The sequence below is a fragment of the Arthrobacter sp. HY1533 genome, from assembly GCF_027568515.1.
In the GTDB taxonomy this organism is placed as follows: domain Bacteria; phylum Actinomycetota; class Actinomycetes; order Actinomycetales; family Micrococcaceae; genus Specibacter.
This window is the reverse complement of the sequence record NZ_JANKZF010000047.1, coordinates 1-9464: the sequence shown is the minus strand read 5'-3', so window position 1 is coordinate 9464 and position 9464 is coordinate 1. Positions and strand designations below refer to the sequence as shown.

7 protein-coding genes are annotated in these 9464 nt (G+C 65.6%); 4 read left to right on the top strand and 3 right to left on the bottom strand.

Annotated features, from left to right (window positions below; translation table 11 throughout):
- Positions 1-47: 47 nt before the first annotated feature.
- Positions 48-1445, bottom strand: coding sequence for a class II 3-deoxy-7-phosphoheptulonate synthase (locus PCK14_RS19050; RefSeq protein ID WP_269940098.1), 1398 nt, complete (start codon positions 1443-1445; stop codon positions 48-50).
- Positions 1446-1529: 84 nt separating this feature from the next.
- On the bottom strand, positions 1530-2396 hold the full coding sequence (locus tag PCK14_RS19045) for a lysophospholipid acyltransferase family protein (RefSeq protein ID WP_269940097.1): 867 nt from the start codon (positions 2394-2396) through the stop codon (positions 1530-1532).
- A gap of 178 nt (positions 2397-2574) precedes the next feature.
- Between PCK14_RS19045 and PCK14_RS19040 the strand changes: the two genes are divergently transcribed.
- The 3 genes from PCK14_RS19040 to PCK14_RS19030 all read left to right on the top strand — a co-directional run bounded on the left by PCK14_RS19040 (position 2575) and on the right by PCK14_RS19030 (position 6375).
- On the top strand, positions 2575-3318 hold the full coding sequence (locus PCK14_RS19040; RefSeq protein ID WP_269940096.1) for an alpha/beta hydrolase: 744 nt from the start codon (positions 2575-2577) through the stop codon (positions 3316-3318).
- Positions 3308-3919 (top strand): hypothetical protein, encoded by a 612-nt coding sequence (locus PCK14_RS19035; RefSeq protein ID WP_269940095.1) that lies wholly within the window; start codon positions 3308-3310, stop codon positions 3917-3919. Before PCK14_RS19040 ends, PCK14_RS19035 begins: the two co-directional genes overlap by 11 nt.
- A 317-nt stretch (positions 3920-4236) precedes the next feature.
- On the top strand, positions 4237-6375 hold the full coding sequence (locus PCK14_RS19030) for an HNH endonuclease signature motif containing protein (RefSeq protein WP_269940094.1): 2139 nt from the start codon (positions 4237-4239) through the stop codon (positions 6373-6375).
- A 32-nt stretch (positions 6376-6407) separates the two neighbouring features.
- On the opposite strand, the gene PCK14_RS19025 is transcribed toward PCK14_RS19030, so the two are convergent.
- Positions 6408-7412, bottom strand: coding sequence for an ROK family glucokinase (locus PCK14_RS19025; RefSeq protein ID WP_269940093.1), 1005 nt, complete (start codon positions 7410-7412; stop codon positions 6408-6410).
- Positions 7413-7577: 165 nt separating this feature from the next.
- Between PCK14_RS19025 and PCK14_RS19020 the strand changes: the two genes are divergently transcribed.
- Positions 7578-9392, top strand: coding sequence for an AMP-dependent synthetase/ligase (locus PCK14_RS19020; RefSeq protein WP_269940092.1), 1815 nt, complete (start codon positions 7578-7580; stop codon positions 9390-9392).
- The last annotated feature ends 72 nt before the right edge of the window (positions 9393-9464 follow it).

The window sequence follows — 9464 nt, the reverse complement described above, 5'->3', positions numbered from 1 at the left end:
CCCCGCCTTCTGTGTGAAGGCGGGGGCCGGCGTCGTTTTTGGAAAGACTAGAGGGACTTGCGGAGTTCCTCGGAGACCAGGAAGGCCATTTCCAGGGACTGCTTGTGGTTCAGGCGGGGGTCGCAGACGGACTCGTAGCCGGTCAGGAACGCCTCCTGGTCGATGGGGTCGGCACCGCCGAGGCACTCGGCCACGTCGTCGCCGGTCATCTCCACGTGCAGGCCGCCCGGGAAGGTGCCCTGCGCCTGGTGGACCTCGAAGAAGCCGCGGACCTCGTCAATGACGTCGTCGAAGTTGCGGGTCTTGTAGCCGTTGGGTGAGGTGACCGTGTTGCCGTGCATGGGGTCGGTGACCCACAGGACCTGGGCACCGGAGGCGGTGACCTTCTCAACCAGGTTCGGCAGCTTCTCGCGGATGTTCTTGGCACCCATGCGGGTGATGAACGTCAGGCGGCCGGGCTCGCGGTTGGGGTCGAGCTTCTCGATCAGCGCCAGGGCGTCGTCGGGGCTCGTGGTGGGGCCCAGCTTCACGCCGATGGGGTTGCGGACGCGGGAGAGGAAGTCCACGTGCGCCTGGTCCAGCTCGCGGGTGCGCTCACCGATCCACAGGAAGTGGGCGGAGGTGTCGTACGGGAAGCCTGTGCGCGAATCGATGCGGGTCAGGGCACGCTCGTAGTCCAGCAGCAGGGCCTCGTGGCTGGCGAAGAATTCAACCGTCTTCAGCGCCTCGAAGTCTGCACCGCAGGAGGCCATGAACTTGATGGCGCTGTCGATCTCCTTGGCCAGCTGCTCGTAGCGGCTGTGGGCCGGGTTGGAGGTGAAGCCCTTGTTCCACTCGTGCACGCTGCGCAGGTCGGCAAAGCCGCCCTGGGTGAAGGCGCGGATCAGATTCAGCGTGGAAGCCGAGGTGTGGTACGCCTTGAGCATGCGGGCGGGGTCGTGCTGGCGGGACTCCGGGGTGAAGTCGTAGCCGTTGACGATGTCGCCGCGGTATGCCGGAAGGGTCACGCCGTCGCGTGTTTCATCGTTGGAGGAGCGCGGCTTGGCGAACTGGCCGGCCATGCGCCCCATCTTGATGACGGGCAACTGGGCGCCGTAGGTGAGGACGACGGCCATCTGCAGGATGGTCTTGACGCGGGCGCTGATCTTGTCCGCGGTGGCTGCCTCGAAGGTCTCGGCGCAGTCGCCGCCCTGCAGCAGGAAGGCCTTGCCCTGGGCGGCCTGGGCCAGGCGCGAACGCAGCACGTCCACTTCGCCGGCAAAGACGAGCGGGGGAAGCACGGAGAGTTCCTTCACCGTGGGCTCAAACGCCGGGGACTCGGTCCAGGTGGGCTGCTGGGCGATCGGCAGGCTGCGCCAGTCGTCAAGGCCGGGATACACGGCGGCACCGGGCACGGAAACTCCGGGGGCGGGCGCAGGCGAAGAGTTGAGAGTTAGATCAGTCACCCCTTAAGCCTATCCCCCAATTCAGCCGCCCGGTAACCAGTCCGTTCCGTGAGATGGCGAGGCGGCGCAATGCCGCGCGCCCATTCAGTCCTTGGCTGCGCCGGCGGCTGCCGAATCCTCGCCGGGGGCGGCTTGCGGCTCAGCGGCGGGAACTTCGGGCTCGTCCTTCCGGGCCCCAATCACAGTCACAGTGCCGGGCGGCAGGACGGCGGGGTCAATGCGCACGGCCCCGCCCGCACCCTTGTCCGCCTTGCCGGACTTCTCAGCCTTTTCGGCGGCGAGCTTGTCCTTGACGGTGGAAGCGTAGGAGTCCACATATTCCTGGCCGGAAAGGCGCATGAGTTCGTACATGATCTCGTCGGTGACCGAGCGCTGCACAAAGCGGTCCTCGGCCATGCCCTGGTAGCGGCTGAAGTCCATGGGCTCGCCAAAGATGACACCCAGGCGGCGGATGCTTGGAATGCGCCGGCCGATCGGCTGGACCTTGTCCGTGCCGATCATGGCCACGGGGATGACTGGGACATTGGCGGTGAGGACAAGCTTGGCCACACCCACCTTGCCCCGGTAGAGCCGTCCGTCGGGGCTGCGGGTGCCTTCGGGGTAGATGCCCAGAAGCCCGCCGCCCTTGAGCACCTCAACGCCGGTCTGCAACGAGCTTGCCGAGGCGGCGCCGCCCGAGCGGTCCATGGGCAGCTGGTTGGTGAGCTTGAAGAAGGCAGCCGTCAGCCGGCCCTTGATGCCGCGACCGGTGAAGTAGTCGCTCTTGGCGAGGAAGACCACGGGCCGAGGAACCATGAGGGGCATGAAGATGGAGTCCGAGAACGACAGGTGGTTGCTGGCCAGCACGGCCGGCCCCTCGGCCGGCAGGTTGTCCAGCCCCTTGGTCCATGGGCGGAAGAGCAGCTTCAAGATGGGGCCCAGAAAGATCTTTTTTAGCACCCAATAGATCACGGCGGTCTGCCTCCTTGTGGCACTGCCGGTTGCCGGCAAACCATCGTACGTTGCGGTACCCCCGCTGTGGACGTAACAACAGTAGTCTAGTGAAAGCACCACCAAAACAGCGCCAGCATTACCGCATCAATTCAAGCCAATCCCGGCAATGGCTGCCGGGCAGGAGAGGGGCCACGCCATGGCACAACCATTCCGTTCCGAGGGTCATGGGGAACTCGCCAGGATCGGCGTGGCCGTCTGCCACGGATTCACCGGCTCGCCCGTCAGCATGCAGGACTGGAGCGAAGACCTGGCCCGGGCCGGGTTTGCCGTGAACATGCCCTTGCTGGCCGGGCACGGCACCACGTGGCAGGAGCTCGCCAAGACCCCGTGGCAGCACTGGTACCGGGATTTCGAGGCAGCTTACCTGGAACTGACGCAGCGCTGCGATGCTGTGTTTGTTGCTGGCATGTCCATGGGCGGCGCCCTGTCCCTGCGCGTTGCCGCCCTGCACCCGGTGGCGGGGATCGCCGTCGTCAATCCAGGCCTGACCTTCAACGACAAGCGGGCCAAATACTCCGGGCTGCTCAAGCACGTGCTCAAGAGCGTTCCCGCCATTGGAAACGACATCAAGAAGCCCGGCGTCACAGAGGGCGCCTACGACCGCACGCCCATTGCCGCCGTGCACCAGCTCTCCCAGCTGTTCACCGACACCATCAGCCTGCTCCCCCGGATCACAGCGCCGGCCATCGTGTTCCGCTCCAGCGTGGACAACGTGGTTCCGGATTCCAGCATTGATGTACTGATGGCCAACATTGGCAGCCGGGATGTGCAGCTTGTCCCGCTGAACAACAGCTACCATGTAGCCACAATGGACAACGACGCTCCCCAGATTTTTTCCCAGTCTGCAGACTTCTTCCGAAGGACCATCAATGCAATCTGACCCTGGCCCGGGCACGCCACAGACTGGCGGCAACGACGAGGAAATCTGGCGGGACCTTGTCGCGCGGCTCGAGGAGCCCGATGACGCGTTCATTGACGACGACGATGCCCCCTCGGGCGAATCCGCCCCCTCCCCCGGGCCCGCCGGGCCCGCCCGGGATGCGGAGCCCAAGGGCGTTGTGGACTTTGACCCCCTGGGCGTTTGGCAGCAGGAGGCCGAGCCCGCACCACGGGAGCGCTCGGCCGGGGAGCGTGCTGGCGGGACGCGGGCCGACGGGGAGCGGACCGACGGGACGGCGCGTGACGACGCAGCAGCCTGGGGCCCGCGCGACTATGCGGCCGCCGATGACGAGGACGAGGAAGGCGGCTTTGTACCCGAGGACCTGCCGAGCCTGCGCAACAGTGAACCGGCCATCGTGTTGTCGTGGATCGGTGCGGCAGGAGCGCCCCTGTTCCTGGTGTTTGCCTCAATCTTCTGGCGCAGCGTCCCCATGACGCTGGTCCTGTGTGCAGTTGCTGCCTTTGTGGCCGGAGTCGGCTACCTAATTTATCGCCTGCCCGCCCACCGCGACCACGACGACGGTGACGGCGCGGTGGTCTGACCCGGTGCGGCCGGGCCAAGCTGCTCGAGCCCGTCCAAGCCACGACCGACGCCGCATCACTTGATGCTGGTTTTTTGCCAACGTTGCATCACCTTTGACGCGGAATAGGGTGTCCCTGCCTCCGGTGGTCGAGCCTGTCGAGACCCCGGCGCACCTCGGTGGTTACGCCTGTCGCCGGTGGTCGAACCTGTCGAGACCCGGCTCGGCCCCGGTGGTCGAGCTTGTCGAAACCCGGGCCCTGCCCATGATGGGAAAATATGTCCGTGAAGTTCTCCACAACCATGTTACTACTAGTGTATTTGATCTATAATTGATGTATGGGCGGTTCGGTGAATTTCCCGGCTGATCGGGAGGGTTCCTCCACCACAGGTGCTGTGGCGGAACTGCTGGATGCCTTCTCCTTTCCCACCATCATTCCCCTGGCCACCGACATCGCCGCCTTGGAGGGTTTGCCCGATTATCCTGAGCCACTGCTCCCCGGACACCCGGACAACGAAGCCCCGGATTCCCGCCTGGGCGGGGTGCGGGCGCTTCAGGACAGCACCGCGACAGCCTTGGCCGCGATGCACCGGCACAAGAACCAGGGCGCTGCCCTCACCGCGGTGCTGGTGGAACGAATGCTGGCCACAGCGGAGGCCGAAGCGGCCCTGTTGGAGTTGGATCCGTGGCAGCGCGAAACGTCCCGGGCCGGGGTGCGGGCCGAAATCGCCGCGCTGTTTAACATCTCAGAAGGCTACGCCGGGGCCTTGATGATCGATGCGGCCACCCTGGTCCGCCACCTGCCCGCGACCATGGCCCAACTCAGTGCGGGGGTGTTGGGGTGGGAGCATGCGGTCATCATCGCCGAAGAAACCAGCCTCCTCCGCGCCGCCCACCTGCCCCAAGACACCATTGACGCGTTCGAGGAAGTGTTGTTGGGGAAGGCGGAGCATGCCACACAGCATAGTTTCCGGGAGAAGGCCCGCAGGGCGCGGGAACGCTCCTACCCGGAAACCCTAGTCCCCAAAACAAGGCAGGCCTATGAGCGCCGGCAACTGGGCATCAGCCGGTCCCGGGACGGCATGGCCTGGCTCAACCTCTACGGCCCTTCCCCGACCATCGAGGCGATCTGGGCACAATGCACCGCGACCGCCCAGGCAGCCCAAGGCCCCCACGAAGACCGCACCCTCACCCAGCTCCGTGCCGACATCGCCGCCGCCCTCCTCCTGTGCCAGTCCCTGGATCAGAACGGGATCCACGCCCCCGCACCCGCCGGTGACAGCGGCCTTTGCGGCGCCGACAGCCCCGCCGGGCAAGATTCGTGGTTCAGTCGGGTGGAGCAGGAACCGGATCCGTGCGCAGGCGGGGCGTTCCCGGATCCCGACCGCCTCGGCCCACACTTCCACCCCTGGCAACTCCCCGTCTTTGACGACCCCGACTACCAGGATCCGGCCTTTAGGGAGCCGGACCCGCGGAACCAGCCCGACTGGCAAGTGCCGGGACAGCCACCACACCTCACACGCACCAGCAACAACCCCGCCAACTCCAGCGGTACCGGCGGCAACGGCGCAGCCGCGCCCGGAACCAGCCCGGAGGGGAGCAGTGTGTCCGGATGTGGTGGTGGGGTGTGGCCACCACTGCCACAGGTCACCCCGATCCTCCTGGTGCCGGCGTTGTCGCTGCTCGGGTTCACGGACGAGCCGGCCTGGATGTCAGGAGCAGGACCAATCAGCATCGAGGTGGCGAAGTACCTCACCGCGAACGCACCGAGTTTCTACCGAGTCCTGGTGGACCCCATCAGCAACCAGCCCCTGGATGCGGCACCGGACATCCACCGCCTCACGAAGGCCATGCAGATCAGGTTGCTGATGAGGGATGAGTACTGCGTGTTTCCGGGCTGCAACGCCAGGGCCGTTAACTGCGAAACCGACCACCTCCGAGCCTTTAGCGCCGGCGGGCCCACCACCTATGACAACCTCGAATCCCTGTGCAGGCTCCATCACCGGCTCAAGCACCACAAAGACGACAGAACCCGCAACGGCCATGTGCGTACCGAGCAGTCCTTCGAGCGGCAATCCGTCCACCCCCGCGCCTGGAGCCCCCGCAAGACCCCAGAGGGCATCGAATGGACCAGCCCCACCGGCCACCAACACCCACCCGAGCAACAAGACACCCAACCACCGGTCTACAACGAAACCCTCAAAACCCTCATCGACACAACCCTGAAGGCACTCCAACAACGCCAAGAGTCCTGGAGTGACGAGGACGGCGCCAACGACCTCACCGCACCGCCCTGGGAGTACCGCCCCGACGAAGAAGACGAAGACGATTCCGACTTTGACTACGACGAGGCCGTAGCCGCCGGATGGGATCCCGACAACCTCCCCGAGCCACCGGCCCAAAGCGACGAAGAAGTGGAAATCCTGGACCGCATGTCCATCGAAGACTACCTACGCCGCCACCGAGACGCCGCCTGAAGGCCACCAGCAGTCACCGTGGTGAGCAGAGTCTATTTCTGGCGGACGCGGGCCAGGTCTGCGGCCCCCACCAGGCCGGCCATGGGACCCAAGGCGGCCGCTACGATGTCTGCCTCTTGCCGGTAGCCGCGCCCTGTGAGGTTGCGGCGGAAGGCTCGGCGGGCAGGCTCGAGCATCAGCTCTCCGGCAGCGCTGAGTCCGCCACCCACAACGAACAGGGCAGGATCCAGGGCAGCAGCCAGGTTGGCCATGCCCAGACCCAGCCACTCCCCCACCTCCGCCACAAGTTCACGGGCGGTGGGTTCACCCTCCAGTGCCAGCGAGGTAACGAGGCTGCCGGTAATGTCTTTCCGCCTGCCATGGGCTGCAGCCAACAGGCCGGCGGCCATGGGCGAATGCTTCCCGGCCAGCTCCCGGCCTTCGCGGCCCAGCGCATTGCCGGAGGCATACTGCTCCCAGCAGCCGCGGTTTCCGCATTCGCAACGGTGTCCCCCGGACATGATGATCTGGTGGCCAAACTCCCCTGCCATGCCAAAGCTGCCCCGCTCCACCCGCCCGTCGATGACCAGCGCGCCGCCAATTCCCGTGCCCAGGGTCAGCATGACCATCCTGTCCCGCCCCTGCCCGGCACCGAACCGCCATTCAGCCCAGGCGGCCGCATCGGCGTCGTTGGTGACAAGGACGGGCCTGCCCAACATGGCCTCGAGGGTCTCCCTCAGCGGCTCGTCGCGCCACGCCAGGTGCGGGCTGAAAACCACGCGCGCACCTTCCAGGTCCATCCACCCTGCAGCGCCAATACCCACGGAGGCAATGGCATGGCGCTCGCTCAATTCCCGCACCAGTTGGGCAATGACACCTTCGACGGCCCGTGCGTCACGGCCCGGGGTGGCGCGCCGCAGCTCCTCAACCACCCGGCCGGCACCGTCCACGACGCCCGCAGCCACTTTTGTGCCGCCAATGTCAATGCCCAGGGACAGCGGCACCTGCGCATGGTCAAGGGGGACGGCGGGGACAGGCTCGGCGTAAGGGGAAAGCATGCCCAAATTCTAGCGACTCGCCGGGCAGCCCCACGCCCGACTTTGAAAGTGTGAGCTGGACAACATAAAGTTACTAGTGGGTAACATACCGGTTCCGGCGGATTTGCCGTCCGCCGGATAGAGTAAGGCAACACGCTCGAAGGCCCACATATCAAAGGAGCTATTGTGCAAGAGATTTCCGTTCCGGCCAAGGTTGTCAGCCCCCGGACCATGAACACGACCGATTTTGTTCTGCGCCAGGCAAAATTGGCCACCAATCCAGCACTGTTCTCCCGGCGCAATGCCGACGATGTGTGGGTCGACGTCTCCGCCAGGGAGTTCCACGCCGACGTCAGCGCCATAGCAAAGGGCCTCATCGCCTCGGGCATCAAAGTGGGCGACCGGGTCGGCATCATGGCACGCACCCGCTACGAATGGGTCCTGGTTGACTTTGCCACCTGGTTCGCCGGGGCCGTCTCCGTGCCCATCTATGAAACTTCCTCCCCCTCGCAGGTGGCGTGGAACCTGGGCGACTCGGCCGCCGTCGCCGTCTTTGCCGAATCCGCAACGCACGAGAACATCATCCGGCAGGCTGCACACAACGAGGGCCTGACCGAACTGGCGCACGTCTGGCAGCTTGAGGGTGATGGCCTGGACGAGCTGCGCAACGCCGGAAAGGACATCAGCGACGAGGTCCTTGAGGCAGCCCGCACAGCCAACGGGCTGGACGACGTCGCCACCATCATCTACACCTCCGGCACCACGGGACGCCCCAAGGGCTGCATGCTGACACACCACAACTTTGTGGAGTTGAGCGAAAACGCCCTGGCGGTGCTGGGCGCCAGCGTGGTCCCCCCGGGCTCGCAGACCATCATGTTCCTGCCCCTGGCCCACGTCTTTGCCCGGTACATCTCGGTGCTGGCCGTGGCCGCCGGCGCCAAGGTGGGACACACCCCGGACATCAAGCACCTGCTCGATGACCTCCAGAGCTTCAAGCCGACGTTCATTCTGGCCGTGCCGCGCGTCTTTGAAAAGGTCTACAACTCGGCATCACTGAAGGCCGAGGGCGAAGGCAAGGGCAAGATCTTCGCCGCTGCCGCCAAGACTGCCATTGACTACTCCCGCGCCATGCAGGACGGCAACGCCGGCATCGTGCTCAAGGCCAAGCACTTCGTGTTCGACAAGCTGGTCTACACCAAGCTGCGCGCAGCCATGGGCGGCCAGGTCCGCCACGCCGTGTCCGGCGGCGGGCCGCTGGGCGAACGGCTGGGCCACTTCTTCCACGGCATCGGCCTGCAGATCCTCGAGGGCTACGGCCTGACCGAGACCACTGCCCCCATCACTGTCAACCGCCCCGAGCGCATCAAGATCGGCACGGTGGGCGCGCCGCTTCCCGGCAACTCCGTCAAGATTGCCGACGACGGCGAGATCCTCGCCAAGGGTGTATGCGTCATGAAGGGCTACTTTGGCCGCGACGACCTCACGGCCGATACCTTCGTGGATGGCTGGTTCCGCACGGGCGACATCGGCGAACTCGACGACCAGGGCTTCCTGAAGATCACCGGGCGCAAGAAGGAAATCATTGTCACCTCCGGAGGCAAGAACGTGGTCCCGGCCCTCCTGGAAGACCAGATCCGGGCCGACGCCATCGTGTCCCAGTGCGTGGTCATTGGCGACCAGCGGCCCTTCATCGCCGCCATCATCACCCTCGACGAGGAAGCCCTCCCGCAGTGGGGCAAGGCCCACGGGCTGCCCGACGGCACCACGGTGGCCGCTGCCGCGAAGCACCCCACGGTCATCGCAGCCGTCCAGGCGGCAGTGAGCCGCGCCAATGGAACCGTATCCGCCGCCGAGGCCATCAAGCAGTTCCGCATCGTCGACACCGACTTCACGGAGACCTCAGGCCACCTGACCCCCTCCATGAAGGTCAAGCGCGCCCAGGTCATGAAGGACTTTGACTCGGTGGTGGAGGACATCTACGCGAGCAAGAAGCCGGCATAGCCCAACAAGAACCAAAAGGGCCTCGACGGGCTCGACCACCGGGAACGGATTCTTCCACCGGTGGTCGAGCCC